This window comes from Paenibacillus lignilyticus (assembly GCF_017942085.1).
Lineage (GTDB): Bacteria > Bacillota > Bacilli > Paenibacillales > Paenibacillaceae > Paenibacillus_Z > Paenibacillus_Z lignilyticus.
In genome coordinates, this window is sequence record NZ_JAGKSP010000005.1 from 182,431 (window position 1) to 208,254 (window position 25,824).

Below are 25,824 nucleotides of genomic sequence, written 5' to 3' on the forward strand. Positions count from 1 at the left end.
AAAACGATGAGAGACATAGAAAACCGACGATAGGCAATCCGTCGGTTTTTTTCTATAGTATGGACATTCTGAAACACGCGGAGGTGAAGAAGAGCAACCGATTGGCATCCTGTTATGCGCTACCACAGGGCAGGCGGGTACATCCAAGGCGCAGTCATGACCTGGTGAACAAACGAAACGAGGAGGAAGAGGATGAGAAGAAAATCGTTGGTTGTGCTTTTTGCGTTGTCGCTCGTAATGGGGGTATTCAGCTTTACGCCCCAGATCAAGAAAGCTTATGCGGCTACGATCTACGAGGTTGGCCCAGGCAAAACTTACACCAATATCGGGGATGTTCCGTGGGAATCCCTGGTGGCAGGCGATACGGTCAAGATCTACTGGCGGTCGACGCCTTACAAAGAGAAGATCGTTATCTCCAGAATGGGTACTTCAACGGCTCCTATCACGGTAACCGGCGTTCCAAATGCCAGCGGCGTACGTCCGGTAATCGACGGAAACGGGGCAACGACACGATCGGCGCTTGATTTCTGGAACGATAACCGTTCCGTCATCAAGATCGGCGGTGCCAGATTCGCTGGCAGTGCATCCGATCCGTCCACGGGCAATCTGCCGAAATACATCACGATCGAGAATTTGGAAATTCGCGGCGCCAAATTAGGCTACAACTATACCAACAATGCCGGCACATCTGTAGCTTATGTAAAAGCAGCCTCGCCGATCTTTGTCGAGTACGGCGAGAACCTCACGTTCCGCAACAACATCATCACGGATGGCGGTAACGGACTGTTCGTCGCGAGCTCAGATGCCGGCGTTTCGCGCAATATCCTTGTCGAGAAGAACTATATCTACGGCAATGGCAACAGCGGCAGCGTATACGAGCATAACATCTATACCGCTGCAATCGGCATCACGTTCCAGTACAACCGATTGGGCGATCTGTGCAGCGGCTGCACCGGGAACAATCTGAAGGATCGCTCGTCCGGTACTGTTGTACGCTATAACTGGATCGAAGGCGGCAATCGTCAGATCGATCTGGTGGAAGGCGATGACGCGACCGCCATAACGAGCGATGTCAATTACAATAAGACATTCGTCTACGGCAACGTGCTTATTAAGCCAAATGATACGCGCAATCCGCAATTTATCCATTATGGCGGAGATAACGGCACAACGTCGCTTTACCGCAAAGGCACGCTGTATTTGTACAACAATACGATCATTTCGAACCGGACCACCAACGCTACCATGCTGAGGTTATCTACGAGCAGCGAAACTGCGGATGTACGGAATAATGTGTACTATAAGAGCGTTTCGACTTCCTCGCTGCGAATCATCGACCAGACGGGAACCGCTAACCTATACAACAACTGGATTAATACCGGGTACACGAACATCGCCAGCGGCTCAGGCGGAACGGTTACGCATACCGGCACGATTACGGGAACATCGCCGGGCTTCACGAATTTCTCGACGCTGAATTTGCGTCCCACAACGGGATCAGCACTCATAAATGCCGGCACATCGTTGCATGCAAACGCAAGCGCTTATCCGGTCAGCAACGAGTATGTGCAGCATCAATTATCCGTGGCTCGTGCAGCGAATGGGACACTTGACATCGGGGCTTTTGAGTATTAGAAACACGCTTTATGATCCGGAGAGGAGAGCCTGATGGTTCTTCTCTTTTTTTAAGATTCAGGTCAGATTTTAAACTAGTCGAAGAAGGATGAAGGTTCGCAAAAGGCTACTGTAGGTTATGGGGGCATTCTGCGGTACGTTCAAGTAGACAATGTAATTCAAATTGCGATTTCGGGGAGGTTCGTAGTGATGGTCAATCAATCACCCAGACGAGCTTTGATAATTACGATTATGGCTTCGATGCTGATCTCACTGTTCATGATCGGCAGCGTTGGTTCAGCGGACGGAGCGGCAGCACCGTTCAAGCTGAAGGCGTTATTTAACGTTGATCCGGAAAGCGGAGCGTATGATGCAGCGGCAAGCTTCGCGTTCGAGGTGGATCAGAAGGACGGATTTCAAACCGTTAAAATTCCTGTCTCCGCATTGAAAACGCTCGTTACCGACGGGCGACTGGGCAGTATTGCATTTGTACCTGCCGAGGCAGCTCTTAATGACGATGGCGAACCGGTGGGCGGATGGCCGGCAGACAAGGACGCTGTATACGTGGACAAGATTAACCTCGGCAGCACGCCCATCTACACGAATCAAGCGGATAAGCCGTTCTACTTCCAGAACTTTACGAGTGAAGAGGATCTCTACTACACCTACTCCATCAACGGGATCGAATCGAAGAACTGCGGGGTCAGCGAATCAAAATGTGTGGCGTTCTCTGTCGCCGGAAACGCAGGCACCTCTTGGATGATCTATAAGGAGCCGATCGGTCTGACGGGAGTGGCCGACTCGGAAAGGCTGACGTTCCGGTTCGACCTGAGCCGCGTGAAATACGATAACTGGGAGCCGGGATCTTCGAAGAAACAGCCCGGAGTGAACGAAGCACCGCCGGCTACGGTCGAGATCGGTCCTGGTAAAACCTACGAGAACATCAATGATTTTGCATGGGAAACGCTCAAAGCGGGCGATGTTGTCTATGTGTATTACCGCGAAACGCCGTACAAAGAGAAACTAGGCATCTTCGCGGAAGGGACGAAGGAGCAGCCGATTATCATTCACGGTGTTCCCGGTCCAAACGGCGAGCTTCCGAAGATTGACGGTAACGGGGCTGTGTTCAGAGCACAGAATCCGGTTCCTAATGCGAACCGCTCGCTCGTACGTATCGGTAAAGACAGCAAACCCGCCAAGTATGTGACGTTCGAGAATTTTGAAGTCTATAACGCCCATGCAACGAAGAAATATGTGAACGCAAGCGGAGCACTTGCCAGCTATGGATTCAATGCTTCCGGGATCTGGATCGATAACGGCGATCACGTTACGCTCCGCAACAATAAGATTCATGACAACGGAAACGGCATATTCGGGACATCCTCGATGTATGTATGGGAAGGAGCGGTCATTGATTACGCGTCGAAAAATCTGCTTATCCAAGGCAATTCCATCTATGGCAACGGCAATGTAGGCAGAATGTTCGAACATAACAGCTATATCGCCGCAATCGCCACGGTATACGAAAATAACCATTATGGCGATTTGCTGCCGGGCTCGCAAGGATACGGTTTGAAGGACCGCGGTGCCGGAACGGTCGTGCGGTACAACTGGATCGAGGGCGGCAGAAGGCAAATTGCGCTTGATGATGCCGAGGATTCGCCTCGCATCGTATTCGATCCCACGTATAATAGCTCGTTCGTTTATGCAAATGTGCTGATTGAACGCGATCATCTGTTCGATACATGGGGCGACGATGAGATTATTAACTTCGGCGGCGATAACGTAACCGTTCCGGATCGTCATGGAACGCTGAACTTCTTCAATAATACGGTGATGACGTACAGACAGCAGCGTGTTTATGGACAAGACGGCGTGCCTGGTTTGAAAGATCCGGGCCGGATCGAACGGACGGTGCTGTTCTATGCACCGGGCAAACATGTGGATGCACGCAACAATGTATTCCATAAAGCCGGCGCAAATCCGGCTCCGCTAGTCATTACGGATGACGACGGTTCAATCGAGCTTCGTAACAACTGGTTCACAGCAGGCTATTACTATGACTTCAATGAGCCGCTTCGTCTTCCGGCTAAGAACATTGGCACGTTAACGGGAACGGATCCGGGTTTGATCGATGTTTCGCTGAGCGGGCAGAATTACAAGCTCAGCGCAAGTTCTGCCCTTATCGATGCCGGAGCGGGCTTGCCGGGGCAATATGGCGATGTGATCGAGAAACAGTACGTGCTGCATCAGAATAGCGAGAAACGACCTGAGAAAGGCAAAATCGATATTGGCGCTTACGAATATGCGAACGGAGGTAAGCTCAAATGACTACTCATACCATCGGCATTATTATGAACGGCGTTACAGGACGAATGGGCACGAACCAGCATTTGATCCGATCCATTCTGGCGATTCGGAATCAAGGCGGTGTCCAGCTTGCGAATGGAGATACGATTATGCCGGATCCGATTCTGGTCGGTCGACAAGCGCATAAGCTGCAGGCATTGGCACAGAAACATGGGGTTGAAAAATGGAGCACGGACTTGAGCGCTTGCTTGGCGGATTCGAATTATTCGATTTATTTTGATGCGCAAACGACAAATCGACGGGCAGCGAGCATTAAACAAGCCATTGCCGCGGGCAAACATATCTATTGCGAGAAACCGACGGCGGACAGCCTGGAACAATCGCTGGAGCTAGCGCGTCTGGCGAGGGAAGCGGGTGTCAAGAACGGCGTTGTGCAGGATAAATTGTTCTTGCCGGGTTTATTGAAGCTGAAGCGGCTGGTCGATTCGGGTTACTTTGGCCGGATTCTGTCCGTACGAATGGAATTCGGCTACTGGGTATTCGAGGGAGATTGGCAGGCAGGACAACGTCCATCCTGGAATTATCGCAAAGAGGACGGCGGCGGTATTATTGTCGATATGTTCGCGCATTGGCGATATGTGCTGGACAATCTGTTCGGGGAAGTGAAGTCGGTTTCGTGCCTTGGTACAACCCACATCCCGCAGCGCGTGGATGAGCGAGGCGAGCGCTATGCGTGCACTGCCGACGATGCGGCTTATGCAACATTCCTTCTTGAGAATGGCATCATCGTGCAAGCGAATTCTTCGTGGGCGGTGCGCGTAGATCGGGATGATTTGCTTACCATTCAAGTGGATGGCACCGAAGGCAGCGCCGTTGCCGGACTTCGGGATTGTAAAGTGCAGCATCGCGTGAATACGCCGAAGCCGGTGTGGAATCCGGATATTCCGAATCCATTCCGGTTCACGCAGCAGTGGCAGGAGGTACCGGACAATCAAGTATTCGAGAATGGCTTCAAGGAGCAATGGGAGCTCTTCTTGAAGCATGTCGTGGATGACGAGATACCATTCCAATGGGATCTGCTTGAAGGTGCGAAAGGAACGCAGATGGCGGAGCTCGGGTTGCAATCGTGGGCGGAGCGCCGCTGGATCGACGTGCCGGCTCTGCAGCTGTAGGGGGTGCAGGTTAAGATGACGATGATGGGAAATAGCTTAATGTTACCGCGTACAGGCGGCGGATTATATGAATACAAGCTTGCGGGAACAGCGCCGATTGCCTCACCTTCCGTCCCTTTGCAAGGAAGAATTGCCTTCTCCGCCGTGCATGTCGTCTGTGACCCTTTCGCTGAAGCAGAGCCGCTGCTTGGCGCGGCGATCGATTGGCAGACCACGATGGCGTATCGGCATCATCTATGGACGCTGGGCCTTGGAGTAGCGGAAGCGATGGACACGGCCCAGCGGGGGATGGGGCTGGATTGGGTCCGCGCCAAAGAGTTGATTGGTCTCTCCTTGAAGGAAGCGAACTCGGTTCAGGGCAAAATCGCTTGCGGAGCCGGAACGGACCAGCTCCTGCCGGGACCGCAAGTTACGATCGATGAGGTCATCCGCGCCTACGAAGAGCAATGCGAATATATCGAAAGCCGAGGCGGGCAAGTCATTCTGATGGCAAGCCGCGCACTGGCTGCAGCGGCGAAGTCGCCCGAGGACTATGAACGGGTATACGGCACGATTCTGCGGCAAGCATCCCGTCCGGTTATTCTGCACTGGCTAGGCGACATGTTTGATCCGGCGCTGGCCGGGTATTGGGGCGAGCGCAATGTCGATGCCGCGATGGACGTGTGTCTTCGTATCATTCATGCTCATCAGGATAAGGTAGATGGCATCAAGATATCGCTGCTCGATGCGGATAAGGAAGTGCAGATGAGGCGGAAGCTGCCAAACGGTGTTCGCATGTACACGGGGGATGATTTCAATTATCCCGATCTGATTCTCGGCGATGAGCAGGGTTACAGCCATGCTTTGCTCGGCATATTCGATGCGATCGCGCCGGTCGCCGCGGCTGCGATTCATGCGCTCGATCAAGGGGATGCGGCGCAGTATCGCGCTTTGTTCGATCCGACGGTTCCGTTGTCCAGGCATATTTTCCGGCGTCCGACCTATGCGTATAAGACAGGCATTGTGTATATGGCCTATCTGAACGGACATCAGTCCCACTTCCGAATGCTGGGCGGCGCGGAAGGTGCAAGGTCAATCCTTCATCTGGCAGAGTTGTTTACGCTTGCCGATCAAGCGGGACTGCTGGCACAGCCGGAGCTGGCTGTACATCGCATGAAGCGAGTTCTTGCACTGGCAGGTATAGAGTAGATGGGAGTGATCGGTTTGGAACAATTGAATACCTTCAACCGGCTTAGCTTGAATCAAATCACGACGGATCGATTGTCTTTGCCGGAAGCTGTGGAGGCATGCGTACGTGCTGACATTCCGTGGATTGCGCTGTGGAGGCATAAACTGGCTCAAACCGGATTAATAGAAGCCAAGCGCTTGATTCGTGATTCCGGACTTCAAGTATCCAGCATATGCCGAGGCGGCATGTTTCCGGCAGCTACCGCTGAAGAACGCCGGCAGCGGATGGATGATAACCGTCGTGCGGTCGAAGAAGCGGCTGAGCTCGGAGCGGATATTCTTGTTCTTGTTTGCGGTCCGGCACCGGATAAAGACATCGCTGCTGCGAGACTTATGGTGGAAGAAGGGATCGCCGAGCTGGTGCCTTATGCGGAGTCGCATGGGATCACGCTTGGCATTGAACCGCTTCATCCGATGTATGCGGCTGAACGTTCCGTAATTAATTTGCTATCGCAAGCGAACGAAATCGCCGAGCGGTACAGACCGAATCAAGTCGGCGTCGTAGTCGATGTGTTTCATGTGTGGTGGGATCCGGCATTATATGAACAGATTGCCAGAGCAGCCGGTAGAATCGTCGGCTATCATGTGTCCGATTGGATCGTGCCGACGCCTGACCTGCTTATGGGGCGGGGCATGATGGGAGATGGGGTTATCGATCTGCGGCGCATTCGCAAGGCCGTTGAAGCAGCGGGTTATAACGGGCCGATCGAGGTGGAGATTTTCAACAAGGCGATCTGGGAGCTAGATGGCGATGAGTCGCTTGCTTTAATGAAGCATCGTTACTTGGAACATGCGTAAGGGGCGGAGGTATTGAACATGAGAACCTATTATGAGGCAGATAAAGTGCATAACGAAATTCCTTATGAACCGATCCCTGATGAAGTCAGGGCGATCTACTTGCGCCCGGGGGAGCTGCTGTCTATACAAGAGCAGTTCCCTGTTGCATTTCAGCCCCTCGGTACATTGGAGTGGCATGGGAGACATAATCCGCTTGGCGTGGATTCGCTCAAAGCCGAGCATTTATGTTTGGAGGCGGCGAAGCAGGCGGGCGGCGTCGTGATGCCTGCGATTCATTTTGCAGCGGATGCTTATTGGGATGCAGGATTTGGAATCGGCTATGGGATGGATGCGACTGCAGGCTACCAGCTTCCGGGTTCCTTTTATGCCATTGATACGGCTCTGTTCGCTGCGCTGCTCCTTAACGCTTGCAGGAACTACTTGAATCGCGGCTTTAAGCTCGTCGTGCTCGTATCCGGTCATAATCCCTCCATTCAGCAAAATGTGCTCGATGAGGTGTGCTACCATTGCAAATCACCGGATGGTTTCGAGCCGGTCTGTTTTACAATGGATTATTTGCTCATGGAAGCGGATGATCCGCGACGTGCCAGTGATCATGCGGCAGGCATTGAAACGAGCATGATGCTGCATTTGAACAAGGACAGAGTCAACATGGAAGCGAATGCGGGGCATGCGCGGGAGCATCTTGGCATTGGCGGTTCGATGCCGTATTCGGATGCTACAGCGGAAGAAGGGGAGCTTCGATTTAACCTGCAGGTCGCTGGTTTGGTCAAGTTTGCAACGGAGCGACATCAACGACTGCTTGGCACAATCTGAGGAATGAATACATGTCCCAGTTGATTAAGTAAAGGGGATGAAGCGATGGCAGCGCAATTCGTATGTTATGTCGGCGCCTCCGTTTATACACCTAGTGGCATCGTGGAGCAAGGAAAGGTACTTGTAGATGAACATGGCAAAATAGCCGAAATAGTCGGCGAGGCGGAGCTCAGCGTGGATTCCGAGGTGCTGCTGAAGGATGTCAGCGGCTTGCTTCTCATACCCGGCTTTATAGATGTACATATACATGGCGGCAATGGCTTCAGCGCGATGTCGGGGGAATACGGGCATTTGGACGGAATCAGCAGATTCCATGCGGCGAACGGGACGACCTCCTTCCTGGCAACGACGACCACAGCTCCGCTTGAGCGAATTGAATACGCATTGTGTCATATCGCGGCAGCTGTTCGCGAAGGCGTCTCGGGGGCAGAGCTGATTGGGATTCATCTGGAAGGGCCTTATATCGATGAGCTGAGGCGAGGAGCACAGAGTAAAACAGATATCCGTAAGCCTGACGGGTTGGAAATTGAGAAGCTTATAGAAGTGGCTGATCGGCAAATTAGATTGGTGACTCTTGCACCGGAAGTGCGCGGAGGACTAGAAGCGGTGAGACAGCTGGTGAGACTTGGGATTACCGTGTCGGCTGGACATTCGAATGCCACCTACGATCAGGTATGCGAAGCTGTCGGTTGTGGGTTGAATCATACCACCCATCACTTTAATGGGATGAGCCCGCTTCATCATCGCGAGCCTGGCTTGGCCGGGGCGGGACTCATGCTGGAGGAGCTGACGACAGAACTGATTTGCGATGGCATTCATGTTCATCCTGCGGTAGTGAAGCTATTGTTCGATACGAAAGGGCCGGATCAGGTCTGCATGATTACGGACGCGGTAACCTGTGCCGGTCTTGCGGATGGCGATTATGGTGAAGTGACGATGCAAGACGGACAGATCTATTTGAAGGATGGTTCCAGTTTGGCCGGAAGCTCGCTGACGATGATTCAAGCATTGCGCAATGCGATCCGGTTTACGGGGTATCCGCTAGAGAAACTATTGCCGTCCATGACTATGGTACCCGCGCGTCAAGCAGGTGTAGCTGCAAGTAAGGGGTCTCTTGTGCCGGGAAAAGATGCGGATTTCCTCCTGCTGGATCAGAACCTCGAGGTCGTGGCAACATTTGTTCGCGGGAAGTCGGTCTATCGGAGGGAGACGGATGGCTGATTCAGCCGCAGCATCAGCAACGGCGCCGGAAGCGGGAGCTATCGCTTTGAAGCAAGCTTATGTGGGCGTAGATATTGGCGGTACTAACACTGTAATTGGCATTTTCGATCATTCGCTGCACTTGCTGAAGAAGAAGTCGATCCCTACGCTGCTGCCTCATTTGCCGAAAACGACTGATTATCCTGAGACATTCTTCGAGTCGCTTACCGCCGAAATCATCGCACTGGCTCGGGAAGCGGATTGTTCAGATGGTTTGGCTCTTTGCGGCATGGGCGTTCCCGGCATTGTTGATCCTGTTCGCGGAAGGGCAGAAGCGGCATCGAACTTAGGCTGGCTCAATGTTCCGTTCGCAGAGCAGATGAGCAGCAGATTGGGCATTCCGGTGCGAATCGACAACGACGTGAGAATTTATGCGCTTGGCGAAGTCATCGCAGGTTCCGGTCAAGGCTATCGGAATGTGCTTTGCGTGACCGTAGGTACAGGCATTGCGGCGGCAATCTTTGCCGAAGGACGTATCATTGTCGGTGGAGATTATTTTGCCGGGGAAATTGCACATGATCCTGTGGAAGGGGCGGTTGGCCGCTGCATCTGCGGTCAGCAGGGATGTGTGGAAAGCATTGTCTCTGCGACCGGAATTACTCGATTGGCTCGCGAAGCTGTTGAACGTGGGGGCGGAATGAGCACCTTTTTGCAGTCACTGGACCGAGCTCCTACCGCATTCGATGTCTATTCTGCGGCTGTGGCCGGTGACGCTGTTGCGCAGGGGATTTTTCGCTACGTGGGTGAGGTGCTTGGCTCCAAATTGTTGACCGCCGTCTGTTTGCTGAATCCGGATGCCATCATTATTGGGGGCGGCGTTGCGGAAGCCGGTGAACTGCTGCTCGGTCCGATCCGAGACAAAATCCATGCACGATATGTCAATGCGAAGAAACCTGCGATTCTGAAAGCGAAATTAGGCGATTCCGCCGGTTTAATCGGTGCCGTGACATTTGCGGGGCAGTATCGTCAAGGGGAAAGGAATGACTGTGAAACATGACTCAGGTGAAAGTTGCGAAGCTGGTATTTCCGGGGCCATTTGCGCTTGCATATGAAGCGGGGAATCTTGATCTTAATGCTGTGTCCGATGATCAAGTAGTGGTCAAGACTACGTTTAGCTTAATCAGCCCGGGTACAGAGCTTGCGCTGTATACGGGCACTCACATTGACATCGATAACCCGCGGAATCGCTTCGCGAAATTCCCGTTTTATCCGGGATATGCTGCTGTTGGGGAAGTGGTCGCAGCTGGCGCCGGGACTGATTTTGCGGTGGGGGATCGTGTTTTTACAGCAGGGCATCATGCGAGTTATGGTGTGTTTGGGGCATCCGACGAGGAGATCGTGAAGATCTCAGACGGAGCAGATCCACAGCTGTCGCTGTTCGCCAGAATTGCCGAAATTTCAATGACATCCGTTCTGCAGTCGCGGGTTAGAGAAGGGGATTATGTAGTCGTGCTTGGCATGGGGCTGGTCGGGAATTTAGCGGCGCAGCTGTATGCGAGACAAGGAGCTATCCCCATCGGGGTCGATGTGGTAGCTGAACGGCTGGAGTTAGCCCGACTGACGAATTTGGAGCATGTCGTGCAATCGGGGACGGGGATGTTGGAAGCCATTCATCAGATTACAGGCGGCAAAGACCCGGATATCGTTGTCGAGGCAACAGGGGTTCCGGCACTCGTGAATACCGCGCTTGAGCTGTGCAGAGTGCACGGACAGGTGATAGTGCTGGGATCGACACGCGGGTTAGTGACCGTGAACGTGTACGATCATATTCACCGCAAAGGCGTCAGCTTGATCGGCGCTCATGCCTCTGTGAAAGATATCGACGGGCTTCCGTCGTCAGGCGCGCTCTATCGAGAGTTACTGCAGCTTATCGAATGCGGTGAGCTGGCAGTTGAACCGTTCATCACGCATATGCTGCCGAGTACGCAAGCTAAACAGGGGTATGAACTGTTGTTGAATAACAAGGAAGTCGCGCTCGGGGTCCTATTGGACTGGCGTGACTGAGTATATATCGGTGCGAAAAGGCCCGCTTCCTTTATTGGAAGCGGCCTTTTTGTTACTCGAAATGCGGTGACAGATACATCGGAAGCTCACCTAGGCATCTACATTGGCGGGAAACCGGTGGAAATCGCAAAAGTAGCTCACCCAGGAGTCTACATTGGCGGGAAATCGGTGGAAATCGCGAAAGAAGCATACCTAGGGATCTACATTGGGGGGAAACCGGTGAAAATCGCAAAAGTAGCTCACCCAGGAGTCTACATTGGCGGGAAATCGGTGGAAATCGCGAAAGAAGCATACCTAGGGATCTACATTGGGGGGAAACCGGTGAAAATCGCAAAAGTAGCTCACCTAGGAGTCTACATTGGCGGGAAATCGGTGGAAATCGCGAAAGAAGCATACCTAGGGAGTTACATTTGAGCAAGAGTAGATTTCTAGTAGATGTGTGGCTCTAGGAGAACACATCTACCAAAAGTGGTAGGATTCATAGGAAGTGTAGCCCTAGGAGCCACACATGAATAGTGGTGGATGCGTAGGAAGTGTAGCCCTAGGAGCAACTCATGCGTCGAATAGTGGTGGATGCGTAGGAAGTGTAGCTCTAGGAGCAACTCATGCGTCGAATAGTGGTGGATGCGTAGGAAGTGTAGCCCTAGGAGCATCTCATGCGTCGAAAAGTGGTGGATTCGTAGGAAGTGTAGCTCTAGGAGCCACACATGCGTCGAAAAGTGGTGGATTCATAGGAAGTGTAGCTCCAGGAGCCACACTTTAGCTTCAAAAGTGATAGAAAAGTAGAAAGAGTTGCTCTGGGAGCAACTCTTTCTACAAAACTAGCTTCAGTGTGTTGGTGCAGTGGTCTGCGCACTCAAATTATAGCCTCGTAACCGTCACTCGCGGAACCAGAATCGCTACATCCGCTATATTCACTTGCCCGGTGCCGGGAGTCATTGCGTTAGCGGTGCCGACGGCGACGGCGAACTGCAGTGCGGCCGATATGGCCATGCCGCGTGAGCATGCGACGGTCCAGCCGGCGACAAAGGAATCGCCGCACCCGACCGTGTTCACGGGTTGGATGGTCGGAGGGATCGCCAGCCACAGCTGGCCGTCCGGTGTAGCGGCTAGGCAACCATCAGCGCCAAGAGAAACAATCAAGGTTTGAACGCCGTACTCGCCGAGCCGAACTGCCGCTAGGCGAACGGCCTCATAATCGCGCGGATCGGAGCCGCACCACTGGCGAAATTCATCCTCGTTTGGCTTTACCGTATGAGGACCGCTTTGTACGCCAAGCCCCAACGCTTTGCCGCTCGTGTCCAGCACAACATTCGCGCCAGCCAGCTTGGCTTCTGTAATTAGCTGCGCGTAGAAGGGATCTCCCAGCCCGCGCGGCAAACTGCCGGATAGCGTCAGCCATCGGCCGGGCACACATAAGCTTCGCCATAGCGCAATAAATTGCTCTTTCTCCTCAAGCGATATAACAGGCCCGGGTTCTAACAACTCGGTCGTACGGCGACCGCCTTCATCGATGATATTCAAGCAGATGCGCGACTCTTGCTCGATTATAATCATCTGATGCTCAAGGCCGATCTCCTGCAATTTGTTCCTGATCCACGAGCCGTTGCTTCCTCCGGCAAATCCGGTCGCCATTACCGGCGCACCGAGCGATTTCGCCGCTCGCGCGACATTCAACCCTTTTCCTCCGGCCGTTGCATCCACACTCGAGATCCGATTTACCACTCCAAGATGCACAGCAGGGAGGACCAATTGTTTATCGATTGCTGTATTCAAGGAGGCACACACAATCGGAAGTCCATTTAACCCTTCCGTCATATCGGCTGCAATCCTTTCGGCCACAGCTTCAACAATCCCTCTCGAGAAACCGTACCGGCTCCGCCAATCGCAAGTGTGGATAGTGCCCCGCAAGCATTAGCAAACGTGAGTGCTCCGGAATCGGTTTTGCCTTCGAGTTTGGCCGTAATAAACCCGGCATTGAACGAGTCGCCGGCACCTGTTGTATCCACCGGATTCACGGAGAAGGAAGGAGCAAACTCGACCAGCCCGTCCGGGTATACGGCCAGAGCGCCTTTGCTTCCGCATTTCACCACGACTGCACCACGAACTTCCGGTAAGCAGGCCGGCAATCCTTCGACCGTATCCACTTCAAATATCCGCATCGCTTCCTCATCGCTGGGGATGAACCAATCCGTCAAAGCAAGCAGTGATCGTACCCGTTCACGATCCCAGTTCTCAGTCGGATCCCATCCGGAATCGAAGGAAGTCGTGAGGCCATACGACTTAGCCTGCTTAAACATTTCTGTCCAATGAAGCCTCATCTGATTTTGCAGGAAATACGAGCCAAAATGGACATGCGCAGCTCCGCAAAAAAGCTCATTCGGTATCATCTCAGGCGATACAGCACCTATTGCCCCCATATAAGTGAGAAGGGAGCGATCTCTGCCATCGGATAGAGAAAGCGTAACTCCGGTGCGCACGTTGCCGTCCATTACGACATGCGTAACATCAACGCCAAGCCGCGCTAATTCCTTCACGCAGAATCGGCCGAACTCGTCCTCGCCGACAATGGAAACAAAAGAAACGTCCACGCCTAATCCAGCCAAGCCGGCCGCTGTTATAGCGGAAGACGAGCCTAACGCAAGGCGAAAATCCCGAATCAGCTTCTCGCGATTCGGCTCAGGCCGAATATCTGAATCGGCGAAGATCAAATCCACATTCAACTCACCAATGACAACGACTTTCCCCGCGTTAGATGACATGCACATCCCCCGTTTCAATTAGGTACAAAGCAGTTTCCTCTCTTTTTACACATTCCCAGTTCATTTCACCTCAACGGCCGAGGACACGATCAGCTCTGCCACGCTCCTCCGGTAGCTGTCCCAGTCGCTCCCGATTGACGACCATGAAGCCTGCCCATCTGCAATCGTTTCATGCATCCCGGTCGGAACGGCATCTTTGGCGATAGCATCCGCCTCTGCACGGCTGCCGCCCATCGAAGCAAGCCATAAATATTCATAATCCTGGATGCCGCGGCGGAGATTCTTCATCCGAATCGAGCTGATCGGGCCGTTGATTCCTCGGTCCTGCTCGCGGAAGAAGGGATCGCGACCGGGATAGAATAATAGGCCGTCTCCATTGCCGAAATGGACACCATCCTCGCCGTAATAGGCGGCTTCATCTTTGGCTACATACATGAACGTAACCGGATATTGAAACACATTCTGATTCCAGCGACCGCGAGGACCTTGATGGTTGTGACGCCAGTGCGTGCCATGCCAGATGAAATACCCTTCAATGCCGTATCGCCAGCGCAGCCAAGCATTCACGCGCATATCGACTGCCTCAGATTCCAGAATGATCGACCCGTGATAGGGACGATAGCCATTGTAGAACCATAATCTATCACCGGTTTCTGCACACTTTTGAACGGAAATCGGATCCACTGTATGTGCGCACCAAATGTCGATGGCGCCCTTGATTTCTGGCGTGAACTTGCGTGTCGTTAAGAGTGGAAGTTTGCTTCCGGAACCTTCCGAGGCATGGATGATAGCTGCTTGCGCATTAATCCATTCGTACTTTGCCGGGAGCGGCTCATCAATCAAATAGCAGAAGTAAACACCGGGCCAATGCATACTTTCAAAATAATCCACCCACTTGTCCGCTTCGCGCTGAATCTCCGCCGGTTCGCTTCCGAGCACTTTACCTCCGTACATCCCGATTGGAAATACGCCTTCGCCTACATGCTCGCCCGGGCCTTCGTAACCGTTCTCTCTGGTAAAGAACGATCCATCGAGGTAAGGCGCATATTGCTCCAGCGCCTCAGCGTCAAAAGGATTGTTGTGCACATCCGAGCCAACCAAATCGAACCGGTGGCGATGCGCCATTCTGCGAAGCCGATCCCGAATATCGGGCGTATCCGGAAAATATTCATCCATTTCATTCGCATACACAAAGGTGACCGAATGATTCTCGTCCGGCAGCGCAAAATCATAGAGCTGCAGCTCGACCGGCAGCTTCGCGACCAGCTCTTCGCCGCGCCGTACGGTCACCGCGCCTCGATAGATCCCCGGCTTCAACGAAGCCTCGCGCGGAACATACACATCGATCCAGAAGCCTTGGTTGCAGCGGGGCGATATGTGCACGGGTTGACCGCCAAGCCGCGGCTTGGCATCTGCGGGAATAAGCGCATCCGGAATCCAGCCGGAGCGATGAAGCGGTGGAGCGGACTCCGCATAGAACCATTGAGGCGCCGTTCCGAGATCGGGGGAGACGTATAAATAATGCTGCGTGAACACTTCGATACGCCGGCCAACGTAATTGGAGGGATCTTCATCGAGCGTAGCGGCATTTTCTATCCGGCATTCCCCGAACTCCGCATGAACAAGCTCGGACATCTCCACGTAGAGGCCGGTAACCTCTTCTCTGCCTGCTTCGACGATAACCTGGAACGCGACCGTCTCGTTCCTTGCCCCGAACAACCGAATCGTGCTGCCATCCCATACGCTGTTTCCGGTTTTATTCGGATTCTCCAAATCTTCCTTCAACACCTTCTCGCCATCATTCACGGCCCACACCGATAGCAACATATCAGATCAACTCCTTCTATATTAGCGCTATCCTAATTGTGCGCCTTCGAATGGCAAAGGGAAACTGTAGGAATTTCGCATGGTTCACGAATTTACCGTATCTTTACTAGTCGCTTTTTTCAGTTCTTCACGAAATTAATGGGCAGCACAAAATAAATGAACTAGTGAAAAAAGCAGCAATTTTCATAGGTATCCGACATCCGTTACATTGGAATCAGCGAAAGCGAAACGATGGCGAAACAAATGGGAGGCTAGTCGATGAAATTGGCATTTTCCACGCTGGGCTGTCCGACTTGGAGCTGGGAGAAAATTTTGAAAGAAGCATCCGAGCTTGGGTTCGACGGCATTGAAGTCCGCGGCATCGAAACGGAAATGACGCTTCATAAATGTACGCCGTTTCTGCCGGCAAATATCGAGCGGTCCATGAACCAACTAAAAGAACACGGCCTGGAAATCATTTGCCTGGATACGTCCTGCGTCTTTCACGATCCGGCGAAGCTCGAAGCTTCCATTGAAGAAGGGAAAGCAGCAGTGGATTTGGCGGTCAAGCTAGGCGTGCCCTACATTCGGGTATTCGGGGATGCGATCCCGGACAAAGATGCCCGCGAAGAAACGATTGCGCAGGTTGCCAAAGGCTGGCAGGCGGTTTGCCGCCATGCGGAAGGCAAGGGAGTCTACGTATTAATGGAGACGCACGGGGATTTCTCTAATTCTCTCACCTTGCTGGCAGTGATCGATCAAGTAGACAGCAGCGCGCTCGGCGTGCTCTGGGACATTAACAATCCCTATAAGTACGAAAACGGGGAACCGCTTGACGTCACCTATGAACGGTTGGGACGCTACATCAAGCATACGCATATCAAAGATACGAAAGGCTCGGACATGCACAGTCAAATTACGCTCGCCGGCGAAGGCGACGTACCGATCCGCGAATGCGTCCGGCTGCTTGCTGAGAAAGGGTACGAGGGCTGGCTGTCCTTCGAGTGGGAGAAACGATGGGTGCCGGAGATCGAAGAGCCGGAAATCGCGTTCCCGCAATTCATCCGTTATATCAAACAATAGATACGATCGAAATCGAAGCAGGGAGGAGAAGCAGCATGGCAACAACATCCGTGGAAGCCAGCAAAACCGTAATCAAGAGCAAAAAGGCGCCGGCCAAGTCGCTTGCCTCCCGTCTATTCCGAGAGCGCTACGGATTTCTTCTCTTGCTGCCGGGGCTGTTGTACTTCATCTGGTTCCGGTATGTCCCAATGCTGGGCAACATTATCGCCTTCGAGGATTACAGCCCGTTTAAAGGCTTTATCGAAAGCGAATGGGTAGGGCTGAAGCATTTTAAACGCATCTTCGAGGATGCGGAAGTGATCCGGGTGCTGTGGAACACGCTCTGGCTTTCTTTTCTGCAAATCGCCTTTGCATTCCCGGTGCCGATCGTGCTCGCTTTGATGCTGAACGAGGTTAAGAACCAAAGGGTGAAGCGGATCATTCAATCCGTCGTCTATTTGCCTCACTTCCTGTCTTGGGTCGTCGTCGTGGGCATCGTGACGATTTTCCTGAAGACGGAAGGCATCGTCAACAAGGGGTTGAACATGGCCTTCGGCATGGAGGCGATTCCGTTTCTGCAGCAGCCGGGATGGTTTATGCCGCTCATCGTGCTCGAGGTCATCTGGAAGGAAGCGGGCTGGGGCACGATTATTTTCCTGGCTGCGTTAGCCGGCGTAAATCCGACCCTATACGAAGCGGCGATCGTGGATGGCGCGAGCAGGTGGCGTCAGCTGTGGCATATCACGCTCCCGGCCATTCGAGGCACGATCATCATACTGTTGATTCTGCGGCTAGGCAGCGTGCTGGATTCAGGATTTACGCAAATCTTCCTCATGCTGAATCCGTTTACGATGGACGTCGGAAACGTGCTGGATACGTTCGTATACTTCAAAGGCATCCAGCAGTCGGATTTCAGCTTCGGTACGGCGGTCGGATTGTTTAAAGGGCTTATCGGCCTGGTGCTTATTCTGGCGGCCAATAAAATTGCCAAGAAGTTCGGCGAAGACGGCGTATTTTAATCTAAGGGAGGAGCTGGCGAGCCATGCCGATCAAGCGAACGTTGTCGGATCGCATAACCGATGGCATCAATTTATTGCTGCTGGTGGCGCTGTCGTTAGTGATGGTATTTCCGTTCTATTACATTACCGCGGTTTCGTTCTCTTCCTATGAGGAGTTCATGAATACGGAGCTTCTGCTGTTCCCGAAACATTGGGTGCTCGATGCGTACCGCTTCATCTTCGACTCCAAAGAATTTATCCGGTCGATCGGCGTAACGGTGTACATTACGATCGTCGGTTCGATCGTGAGCCTGGTCCTCACGTCCACGATGGCTTTCGCGTTGACCAGAAGGCTGTGGGGACAACGGTTCTATCTGTTCCTTGTCCTGTTCACCTTCATCTTCGGCGCAGGCATGATCCCCACGTATTTGATCGTCAAAGCGACGGGGCTCATCGATTCCTACTGGTCGCTTATCATCCCGGACGCGATCAGCTCCTTTAACTTGATCGTCATGCGCCAATTCTTCTTGAGCATTCCGGAGGAGCTGAACGAAGCCGCCGTCATCGACGGCGCGAACGATTGGCAAATCTATACGCGCATCATTCTGCCGCTGTCCAAACCGGCGCTCGCCGCCTTCGGTTTATTCTACGCGGTCGGTCAATGGAACACCTACTTCACGGCCATCTTGTATTTGAACGATCCGTCCAAATGGACCGTGCAGGTCATCTTGAGGCAAATCGTCATACTCGACGACGCGGCCAACACCCTTGCGAGCGCCGCTCGCGAAGCCGCGAGATCCGCGCACTTGCCGCCGCCGGAGACGATCGGCATGGCCGCGATCATTTTGGCGACGGTACCGATTCTGATCGTGTATCCGTTTCTGCAAAAGCATTTTGCCAAGGGGGTGATGCTGGGCTCGGTAAAAGGTTAAAAAGCAGGATTGTAATTGCGTCCAGATTCGGCATACCATTAAGAGGGATACTAGGGAGGGGCTAGACATGAAAACGAAAAAGCTCGTGACGCTGTTGGCAGCCGTAAGTATCATGACCGGGCTAACCGGATGCGGCGGCTCGAACGACAATACGAACAAACCTGCTAACACCGCTGAACAGACCGATTCCAGCAATACGCCGGCTACGACGGCAACCGAGAACGAGCCGGCATCGACGAACCAGCAGCCTGCTGCCGAAGAAAAGAAAAATTTCGAGATCAGCACCATTCAAGGCACATGGGCCAGCCCGCTTCCTGACCCGAACGGCAACGGCGCCAAGATGATCAACGAGAAGTTCAGCATCGATCTGAAATCGCAATTCGTGCCGTATGACGAATATGCGAACAAGCTGCCGGTCGTCATGGCGGCCGGCGACCTGCCCGATATTATCGGCATGGAAGGCGTGGATGCCAACTTCGTGAAATGGTCGAAGCAAGGCGCGTTCCTTCCGCTGAACGATTATATCGACAAATACGATGCGATCAAGAACATTCCCAAGAACGTTTGGGATGCCGTGACGGTCGACGGCAAGATTTACGCGATTCCGAATTACTTCCCTTCCAAATACGGCAAGAAGCCGATCATCCGCCAAGATTGGCTGAACAATCTCGGACTGTCGATGCCGACCACCTATGATGAACTGAAGAAAGTGGCCATCGCTTTCGCGAAGGACGATCCGGACAAGAACGGCAAGAACGATACGCTCGGCCTGGGCCTCGCCAAGTCCATCGTTTACGGCGCATGGATGGGCGCGGCGTGGGACAGCGGCTGGTATAACAAGAACGAGAATGGCCAGCTGATTCCGGGCAATATCTCCGAAGGCTTCAAGAAGCAAGTTACGCTCCTGAACGATCTGTATAAAGAAGGCGCGATCAGCAAGGACTGGGCCGTTACGAAGTCGGCTGACGTCCGTAAAGATTTCTTCGCCGGCAAAGTCGGCATCTTCTACGAGCAGCCTTACGATATTTCCGAAACGCGCTTCAAAACGTTGAAAGAAACGAACCCGACAGCGGAGCTTGCGATCATTCCTCCGTTTGTGCAGGAAGACGGCCAACAAGGGTTCATGGGCTTGCCGGGCTATTACGAGCTGCACAGCTTGAACGCGAAGCTGGCGGACGATCCGGAGAAAATCGACCGTATTCTTGAAATGATCAATTACTTCATGACGTTCATTCCGGTTGATCAGCGCAACGATCAAAATCCGGAGTATGACTGGCAGTACGGCGGCGTAGGCAAAGGCTATAATATGGAGAACGGCGTAGCCCTCGGTATCGACGGCGCGTTCAGCGAAATGCCTTCGACGTATTTGGGTATCCGTTACTGGGCACCGACGGATGAAGATACGCAGCCGGCGATGGTGCTGCAGGATCCGTTCACGAAAGGGTTCGTGCAGTCGGCGGTCGATATGCTGAAGACGAAGAAAACGTATTTGGACCCGGTCAACCGCATTCACTCCGACTTGCTGTACGCGAAAGTATCCGAACTGGATCAAGTCGTGGCCGAACATACGACCAAGATGATCGTCGGCCAGGAATCGATCAACGACTGGGATAAAATGGTGCAAGAATATTTGAACTCGGGCGGCAAGGAAATCATCGACGATGTCAATCGTCTGCTTGACGAGAACGGTATCGCGGGCGAGTGGAAATAAGATTTCCCAATGCGAGGGAGAGAGGAGACTCTCTCCCTCTTTATCGTAGGGTGGCGACAATCGAAAGGCGAAAGGAGCTGGCTATGCGTACATACTCATTGCAGGAAGAACAGGCGAATCGCAGGCGAGAGCTGTCCTATATCGACGATTATCCGAATATCGAGCGGTTTCACGGCCATCCGTTCCGGCGATATCTGGACCGATTAAACGCGGATTATTTGGTCAAACGAAAGAACGCGCTTAAACAAGTGAATGACAGAGAAGCGGCATCGACTTATCGGCATCAGGTCCGGGAAGCTATTCGCGCGTCCGTCGGTCCGCTGCCTCAAGCTGCCGCAAGCGCAACGGTAACGGGATCGCTGGATCAAGGCAGTTACAGCATTGACAAGGTCTGTTTTGAAACGGTTCCGGGGCTCTTCGCAACCGGAAGCTTCTATTATCCGAAGCAGAGAAGCGGTCCGCTGCCTGCGCTGCTGCTGTTTAACGGCCATGCCAACGAAGGGAAAGCGTACGGCTCTTATGTTTCGTTCTGCGTCGAAGCGGTCATGAACGGCTTCTGCGTATTGACGTTCGACCCGATCGGGCAGGGGGAGAGGCGCGTGCCGCAAGCGGAAGGGAGCGACGGCGGGAAGTGGATGGACGCGGTCGCCGCCCATTGCTTCCTGGATGAGAAGCTTAGCTTGCTCGGCGAGCATCTCGGAGCGCATATGATGCGCGACAATATCGCCGCGTTGACGTACTTGCTATCAAGGCCGGAAGTGGATGCGGAACGCATCGGCGTAACCGGCAATTCCGGCGGCGGCACGATGTCCGCATATATGGGCGCTTACGACGACCGAATCAAGGCGGTTGCGCCTTGCTGCTACATTACGGAGCTGCGCTCGCTGCTGTACCGGATCATGGCGCAGGATGCGGAGCAATGCTTGCCCGGCTTTATGGCGCGCGGACTCGACCATAGCGATCTCGTGACGGCTGCGGCGCCGAAGCCGTACTTGATCGGCGCCGCCATGTTCGATTTCTTCCCGATCGACGGCGTGCGCGATGCGTTCATTGAATCGAAGAAGCTGTATCGGCTGCTCGAAGCGGAGGAGCAGTTGGAGCTGCACGTCACGATGAAGGGCCACGGATTCTGGCATGATATGCGGGAGCAGGTGCTCCGATTCTTCTGCCGCGTCTTTGAAGTCGACTTCGTGACCGAGAAAGGGATCGATTACGAGCGGCTCCCTGCGGAAGCGGATTTGTTGTGCTTGGCAGCCGGCGAAGCTTCAGGCGGAGCCTCATTCGGCGGAACAATGCTGAGCATTATCAAGGAGCGCCTGCATCAGCTTCCTATTGAGCGGCAGCTGCAGCTGCCGGAGGTTCGCGAGCAGCTGAGAGAGCTGCTGCAGCTGCCGGTTGACAGCGCGGTGAAATGCGAGCCGTTAGTCATCGACGAGACTGGGGCGGTTGCATTCGAGTCCGAAGAAGGCATGCCGGTTACAGGAAGCGTGCATCTCTTCACGGATCGACTGAAGCCGGCTCGCGTTTGCCTCGCTGTAGGCGGCATCAGCGGGCAGGGACTCGAGCAAGCCCGCGAGGCCGGATACGATGCGGCGTTTGCGATCCATCCGCGGGGCACGGGACCTGCAGCGATGGAGCCCGCATGCACCTTCGGCATGTTCGAGCCGGAGAAAGCGAGCGGCTATAATGCCAGAATGCTGGGCCGATCGCTCCAAGGGATGAGGGTCGCGGATGTACTTGCCGCGATTAGCGGCCTGAAGCGAACGCCTGGCTATGAACGGGCGGAGATTACGCTGTATGGGCAAGAAGAGCATGCGCTCACGGCCCTTTATGCTGCCGTGCTGAGCGGCGATTGCCATGGACTGCATGCGGCAGGCTTGCTGGAAAGCTTCCGGGCGTTTGCGGAAGCGGAGTCGCACCGGTACGAATCCGGCATCATCGTTCCGGGGCTGCTGCTCGCATTCGATATCCCCGATCTGCTGCAAGTGCTGGAGCAGGAGGAGGACTTCATAGTCGCCCGGAGCTGGCAGGACCCGATGAAAAATCCACTCCATGGAGGGATAACGAAGCAATGAGAGGTCAACTGTTGAGCGGCGTTCATCAAGCGATCGGCAATACGCCGATGGTTCATCTATCGCGGCTGACGGCCGGCTTCGAAGGGACGATCTATGCGAAGCTGGAGTATTTGAACCCCGGCTTCAGCAAGAAGGACCGGATCGCGCTGCAAATCATCGAGGAAGCCGAGCGGGACGGCAGCCTGCAGCCTGGGCAGACCGTCGTCGAGCTGACGAGCGGCAACACCGGCACCGGGCTTGCGATCGTCTGCGCGGTGAAGGGGTATCCGTTTATCGCGGTCATGTCACGAGGGAATTCCTACGAACGTGCCCGCATGATGATGGCGCTCGGCGCGGAGGTTGTATTAGTGGATCAGGCTCCGGGCTCTGCCCCGGGGCAAGTGTCGGGAGAAAGCTTAGCTCTCGTAGAGGCGGAAGCGCGAAGAATCGTGCTCGAGAGAGATGCTTTTCGAGCCGATCAATTTGAACGGCTGGGAAATACGCATGCCCACGAATTCCATACCGCTGTTGAAATGTGGGAACAAACAAACGGCGAAATCGATGTGTTCGTCGATTTCGCCGGGAGCGGCGGTACATTCGCGGGCTGTGCGAAAGCACTCAAGCAATATAAGCCTTCGATCCGATGTTATCTTGTTGAACCCGATCAAGCACCGTACCTAGCAGGAGGAGCGATGATGAACTCTAATCACCGCATCCAAGGCGGCGGATATAGCATGCACCTGCCTTTGCTGGATCGCGAACGAATAACCGATTACTTGACCGTTACAGACGCCGATGCGATTGCCGCTGCCAGAGAACTGGCCAAGAAGGAAGGGATCTTCGCCGGTTTCTCCTCCGGCGCGAACATCGCCGCAGCCTTGCAGCTATTGCAAGAGAGAGAACGCGGAGCTCGCATCGTACTTACAATTAACGATTCCGGCCTTAAATACTTGAGCACGGATTTGTTTGCATGAGGCGCTGTCACGGCCCAATCAAACACGTTCCACTTTACGAAACTCGCTTGGCGTGACGCCGGTAAACTTCTTGAACATCCGGTTAAACGAATTTATATTCTGATAGCCGACCCGGGCGGCGGCGTCCTGGATCTTGACATCCGAACGGGACAACAGCTCTTTCGCCCGGCTCACCCGAATCAAATTGACGTAATCCACGAAATAAGTGCCTGTTTTCTCCTTGAAATAGGTGGAGAGGTAGCTTCTCGTGATATTGAGTTTATCCGCCATCATATCCAGTGTTATATCATGCGCATAATGATTCTCCAAATAGTCGAATACAAAACTGGTAATATGGTCTTTCTTCTCCTTCTTGCTTTTGATCAGATTGGTGATTGACGGCAGCCACTCCTCAAACAAGTGCTCCAATTCTTCGAATGTATGGCTGTGCTGCAAACGCGATTGCAGGGTTTGGAGCAGCTCCGCATCCAGATGATTGACGATGTAAGCCCGTTTCGTTCTGTCCACCACTATGTTTATGAATGCTTTCACTTCATGCTCCGTCGCTTCTTTCTTCCGCAGACCGGCAATTTCGCGTTTCATAAATTGAACAAGCTGAGATTCGTTGCCATTGTTCAAGCTTGCATTGATCTCTTCCTCTTGAGCGGGCATTAGAAAATAGTTCACCAGCTTTGACTCCGTCTCCGCCCACAGCACTTGGTTATAATCATTGAATTTACGATGCTGGATCAAGGATTTGGTCTGTTCAAAAGAGAGATTAAACTCGTCAGGGTGCTCATACCGTTTACTTACGGCCATCGTGGAGAAGCAGTAAGCGCGGTCCAGATCGAGCACGATCCGAAATCCATCGAGCGTTTCGGCGAGTTTATGCTCGGCATGGTCGGAGTAGATGACCGCTAGCAGCTGATCGCTTTCCAGTTGGAGCGTGAGGGAATCGGGGTAACGTTCCGTTAAGATCTTATCGATATAGGCACGGATAAATAAGGTTGCTCGTTCCTCGTCATCATCAATTTCCTCCAGCAGCTGCGGACGGAAAGTCAGCTTAAACAGCACGACGCGGTAAGGATGATTGCTCTTGATGAGATCTTTCAGAAAGCCGGCGTTGTTCCGGATATTCTTCAGTTGATTGATGTACGCATAGTGGCGCAGCAGGGAGTTCTTCTCCTCCAAGTTTTGGCTGATGTCAAAGTTCGAATCGAGCAGATGTCGGACTCGCTCCTGAATAAAGGCGAATTCCTTGATCCCGCTGTGCTTCTGCCAAGGGAATCCGGTCGTTAGCTGCTGTATGGATTGCACAAGCTGCTTGACCGGACGGTTAAATCGCACGCTGAACAGGAACGAAACCAGCATGCTGAATAAGACGGAGAGCACGAGCAGAATAACGAACGTAATATTCCATTTCATTTGCGATACGATGCTGTCATCCGGAATAACGTTGACGTAGGTGAGTCCGGTTAGCTCGCCTTTTTTGTAAAAGTAATAATTCGTGTCCAGCTTGACATAGCCGTGGCTGCCTTCCAATACGGGAAAATGGCTTTGTTGACTATTGACGGTAGCGAAGAAGGAGCGCTGTTCGTCATCCAAGATGTAGAAATCGTCTGTAATGGATTGATGAAATGCTTTGTACATTTTCTGTGCGTCGATTAAAGCGATGATATAAACCGAGGGGGTGGTCTGGTTCTTCATGATGATCGGAATGAGCTTGCGTTCACTGACTCGTTTGGAAGTGAACGCAAGCTCCGAGAAGACGGCGTTTGGCAATATACGTTTCACGTAGAGGTTATCAAATTGCTGCTGCCAGAATTCGTAGCCGTAGGTCTTGCTCACATAATAGCGTTTGAACATGACATCCGCATCTGCGCCGCGCGTTTTCTCAATGGCTACATTGCTTTTCTTGAAATAGACAATCATGTTTTCCAGGAAAAGCGATTGGTTTGTTGCGAGGTATTTTTGGATCTCGTCGATCAGCTTGCTGCCTGCCGCATAATCGAAGTTTGGCTTGTCGAGCGCAGCGATATGTTCATTGAGTGAGAAGGAGAGCACGGCGTTCTCGATCAGTTGGATTTTCGCCTCGTAGTTCTCCATGGTGTTATTCAGGTTCACATTATTGTAGGCGATGACTTCTTCCTTAATCGTACCTCTGTAGAACACGACGGAGTATAAGATGAACGATACGAGCAGGACGACAATCGTCATATAGCTGACTAGCAGCCAGAAGAACAGAGATGGGGACTTTATGCGTGTGTAGGGGAACCTCAGCAGACTGGCAATCATTTTCATGAAAACACCCCTCTCCCGTCATGGTCTGTTTTCAAGCTTGTTTA

General features: G+C 53.1%; 20 protein-coding genes. 16 read left to right on the forward strand and 4 right to left on the reverse strand.

Annotation, left to right across the window (positions count from 1 at the left end):
* Nucleotides 1-192: 192 nt before the first annotated feature.
* The 10 genes from I8J30_RS14805 (at nt 193) to I8J30_RS14850 (ending at nt 11,615) form a co-directional block, all read left to right on the forward strand.
* Complete coding sequence (locus I8J30_RS14805) at nt 193-1,635, forward strand: hypothetical protein (protein WP_210658896.1); 1,443 nt, start codon at nt 193-195, stop codon at nt 1,633-1,635.
* A 189-nt stretch (nt 1,636-1,824) separates the two neighbouring features.
* Nucleotides 1,825-3,945: a right-handed parallel beta-helix repeat-containing protein gene (locus I8J30_RS14810; protein ID WP_210658898.1), complete on the forward strand. Its 2,121-nt coding sequence runs from the start codon at nt 1,825-1,827 to the stop codon at nt 3,943-3,945.
* Nucleotides 3,942-5,096, forward strand: a complete 1,155-nt coding sequence (locus I8J30_RS14815; protein WP_210658900.1) for a Gfo/Idh/MocA family protein — start codon at nt 3,942-3,944, stop codon at nt 5,094-5,096. The genes I8J30_RS14810 and I8J30_RS14815 overlap by 4 nt, the downstream gene beginning before the upstream one ends.
* A 24-nt stretch (nt 5,097-5,120) precedes the next feature.
* Nucleotides 5,121-6,284: a dihydrodipicolinate synthase family protein gene (locus I8J30_RS14820; RefSeq protein ID WP_210659270.1), complete on the forward strand. Its 1,164-nt coding sequence runs from the start codon at nt 5,121-5,123 to the stop codon at nt 6,282-6,284.
* Nucleotides 6,285-7,121 (forward strand): sugar phosphate isomerase/epimerase family protein, encoded by an 837-nt coding sequence (locus tag I8J30_RS14825; RefSeq protein ID WP_240548080.1) that lies wholly within the window; start codon nt 6,285-6,287, stop codon nt 7,119-7,121.
* An 18-nt stretch (nt 7,122-7,139) separates the two neighbouring features.
* Nucleotides 7,140-7,937 (forward strand): creatininase family protein, encoded by a 798-nt coding sequence (locus I8J30_RS14830; protein WP_210658901.1) that lies wholly within the window; start codon nt 7,140-7,142, stop codon nt 7,935-7,937.
* A gap of 45 nt (nt 7,938-7,982) precedes the next feature.
* Nucleotides 7,983-9,158, forward strand: a complete 1,176-nt coding sequence (nagA, locus tag I8J30_RS14835; RefSeq protein ID WP_210658903.1) for an N-acetylglucosamine-6-phosphate deacetylase — start codon at nt 7,983-7,985, stop codon at nt 9,156-9,158.
* The gene (locus I8J30_RS14840) at nt 9,151-10,194 is read left to right on the forward strand and encodes an ROK family protein (RefSeq protein ID WP_210658904.1); all 1,044 of its coding nucleotides are present in this window, start codon (nt 9,151-9,153) and stop codon (nt 10,192-10,194) included. Before nagA ends, I8J30_RS14840 begins: the two co-directional genes overlap by 8 nt.
* A complete protein-coding gene (locus I8J30_RS14845; RefSeq protein ID WP_210658906.1) occupies nt 10,191-11,201 on the forward strand; it encodes a zinc-dependent alcohol dehydrogenase in 1,011 nt (336 codons plus the stop codon). The genes I8J30_RS14840 and I8J30_RS14845 overlap by 4 nt, the downstream gene beginning before the upstream one ends.
* A 117-nt stretch (nt 11,202-11,318) precedes the next feature.
* Nucleotides 11,319-11,615 (forward strand): hypothetical protein, encoded by a 297-nt coding sequence (locus I8J30_RS14850; protein ID WP_210658908.1) that lies wholly within the window; start codon nt 11,319-11,321, stop codon nt 11,613-11,615.
* Nucleotides 11,616-12,062: 447 nt separating this feature from the next.
* On the opposite strand, the gene I8J30_RS14855 is transcribed toward I8J30_RS14850, so the two are convergent.
* Genes I8J30_RS14855 through I8J30_RS14865 form a run of 3 tightly spaced genes read right to left on the reverse strand, consistent with a single transcriptional unit; the run spans nt 12,063 to nt 15,790 of the window.
* A complete protein-coding gene (locus I8J30_RS14855) occupies nt 12,063-13,043 on the reverse strand; it encodes a 1-phosphofructokinase family hexose kinase (protein ID WP_210658910.1) in 981 nt (326 codons plus the stop codon).
* Nucleotides 13,016-13,963 (reverse strand): carbohydrate kinase family protein, encoded by a 948-nt coding sequence (locus I8J30_RS14860; protein ID WP_240548081.1) that lies wholly within the window; start codon nt 13,961-13,963, stop codon nt 13,016-13,018. The genes I8J30_RS14855 and I8J30_RS14860 overlap by 28 nt, the downstream gene beginning before the upstream one ends.
* 60 nt (nt 13,964-14,023) lie before the next feature.
* Entirely contained in the window at nt 14,024-15,790 is a 1,767-nt protein-coding gene (locus I8J30_RS14865) for a DUF4091 domain-containing protein (protein ID WP_210658914.1), read from the reverse strand.
* A 258-nt stretch (nt 15,791-16,048) separates the two neighbouring features.
* Here I8J30_RS14865 and I8J30_RS14870 point away from each other — a divergent pair, with 258 nt between their 5' ends.
* The 6 genes from I8J30_RS14870 (at nt 16,049) to I8J30_RS14895 (ending at nt 23,500) form a co-directional block, all read left to right on the forward strand.
* The gene (locus I8J30_RS14870; protein WP_210658916.1) at nt 16,049-16,852 is read left to right on the forward strand and encodes a sugar phosphate isomerase/epimerase family protein; all 804 of its coding nucleotides are present in this window, start codon (nt 16,049-16,051) and stop codon (nt 16,850-16,852) included.
* 35 nt (nt 16,853-16,887) lie between these two features.
* Entirely contained in the window at nt 16,888-17,850 is a 963-nt protein-coding gene (locus tag I8J30_RS14875; protein WP_210658918.1) for an ABC transporter permease, read from the forward strand.
* A 23-nt stretch (nt 17,851-17,873) separates the two neighbouring features.
* Nucleotides 17,874-18,761, forward strand: coding sequence for a carbohydrate ABC transporter permease (locus tag I8J30_RS14880; protein ID WP_210658921.1), 888 nt, complete (start codon nt 17,874-17,876; stop codon nt 18,759-18,761).
* A 67-nt stretch (nt 18,762-18,828) separates the two neighbouring features.
* Entirely contained in the window at nt 18,829-20,472 is a 1,644-nt protein-coding gene (locus I8J30_RS14885; protein ID WP_210658923.1) for an extracellular solute-binding protein, read from the forward strand.
* A gap of 83 nt (nt 20,473-20,555) precedes the next feature.
* Complete coding sequence (locus tag I8J30_RS14890) at nt 20,556-22,547, forward strand: alpha/beta hydrolase family protein (protein WP_210658925.1); 1,992 nt, start codon at nt 20,556-20,558, stop codon at nt 22,545-22,547.
* Nucleotides 22,544-23,500, forward strand: a complete 957-nt coding sequence (locus tag I8J30_RS14895; protein WP_210658927.1) for a PLP-dependent cysteine synthase family protein — start codon at nt 22,544-22,546, stop codon at nt 23,498-23,500. The genes I8J30_RS14890 and I8J30_RS14895 overlap by 4 nt, the downstream gene beginning before the upstream one ends.
* 18 nt (nt 23,501-23,518) lie before the next feature.
* Here I8J30_RS14895 and I8J30_RS14900 read toward each other — a convergent pair whose 3' ends face one another.
* On the reverse strand, nt 23,519-25,780 hold the full coding sequence (locus I8J30_RS14900) for a helix-turn-helix domain-containing protein (protein WP_210658928.1): 2,262 nt from the start codon (nt 25,778-25,780) through the stop codon (nt 23,519-23,521).
* Nucleotides 25,781-25,824: the final 44 nt, after the last annotated feature.

Coding starts and splice junctions, on each gene's coding strand:
- I8J30_RS14805 (WP_210658896.1), top strand. CDS start 193: ATGAGAAGAAAATCGTTGGTTGTGCTTTTTGCGTTGTCGCTCGTAATG.
- I8J30_RS14810 (WP_210658898.1), top strand. CDS start 1,825: ATGGTCAATCAATCACCCAGACGAGCTTTGATAATTACGATTATGGCT.
- I8J30_RS14815 (WP_210658900.1), top strand. CDS start 3,942: ATGACTACTCATACCATCGGCATTATTATGAACGGCGTTACAGGACGA.
- I8J30_RS14820 (WP_210659270.1), top strand. CDS start 5,121: ATGGGAAATAGCTTAATGTTACCGCGTACAGGCGGCGGATTATATGAA.
- I8J30_RS14825 (WP_240548080.1), top strand. CDS start 6,285: ATGGGAGTGATCGGTTTGGAACAATTGAATACCTTCAACCGGCTTAGC.
- I8J30_RS14830 (WP_210658901.1), top strand. CDS start 7,140: ATGAGAACCTATTATGAGGCAGATAAAGTGCATAACGAAATTCCTTAT.
- nagA (WP_210658903.1), top strand. CDS start 7,983: ATGGCAGCGCAATTCGTATGTTATGTCGGCGCCTCCGTTTATACACCT.
- I8J30_RS14840 (WP_210658904.1), top strand. CDS start 9,151: ATGGCTGATTCAGCCGCAGCATCAGCAACGGCGCCGGAAGCGGGAGCT.
- I8J30_RS14845 (WP_210658906.1), top strand. CDS start 10,191: ATGACTCAGGTGAAAGTTGCGAAGCTGGTATTTCCGGGGCCATTTGCG.
- I8J30_RS14860 (WP_240548081.1), bottom strand. CDS start 13,963: ATGTCATCTAACGCGGGGAAAGTCGTTGTCATTGGTGAGTTGAATGTG.
- I8J30_RS14865 (WP_210658914.1), bottom strand. CDS start 15,790: ATGTTGCTATCGGTGTGGGCCGTGAATGATGGCGAGAAGGTGTTGAAG.
- I8J30_RS14870 (WP_210658916.1), top strand. CDS start 16,049: ATGAAATTGGCATTTTCCACGCTGGGCTGTCCGACTTGGAGCTGGGAG.
- I8J30_RS14875 (WP_210658918.1), top strand. CDS start 16,888: ATGGCAACAACATCCGTGGAAGCCAGCAAAACCGTAATCAAGAGCAAA.
- I8J30_RS14880 (WP_210658921.1), top strand. CDS start 17,874: ATGCCGATCAAGCGAACGTTGTCGGATCGCATAACCGATGGCATCAAT.
- I8J30_RS14885 (WP_210658923.1), top strand. CDS start 18,829: ATGAAAACGAAAAAGCTCGTGACGCTGTTGGCAGCCGTAAGTATCATG.
- I8J30_RS14890 (WP_210658925.1), top strand. CDS start 20,556: ATGCGTACATACTCATTGCAGGAAGAACAGGCGAATCGCAGGCGAGAG.
- I8J30_RS14895 (WP_210658927.1), top strand. CDS start 22,544: ATGAGAGGTCAACTGTTGAGCGGCGTTCATCAAGCGATCGGCAATACG.
- I8J30_RS14900 (WP_210658928.1), bottom strand. CDS start 25,780: ATGAAAATGATTGCCAGTCTGCTGAGGTTCCCCTACACACGCATAAAG.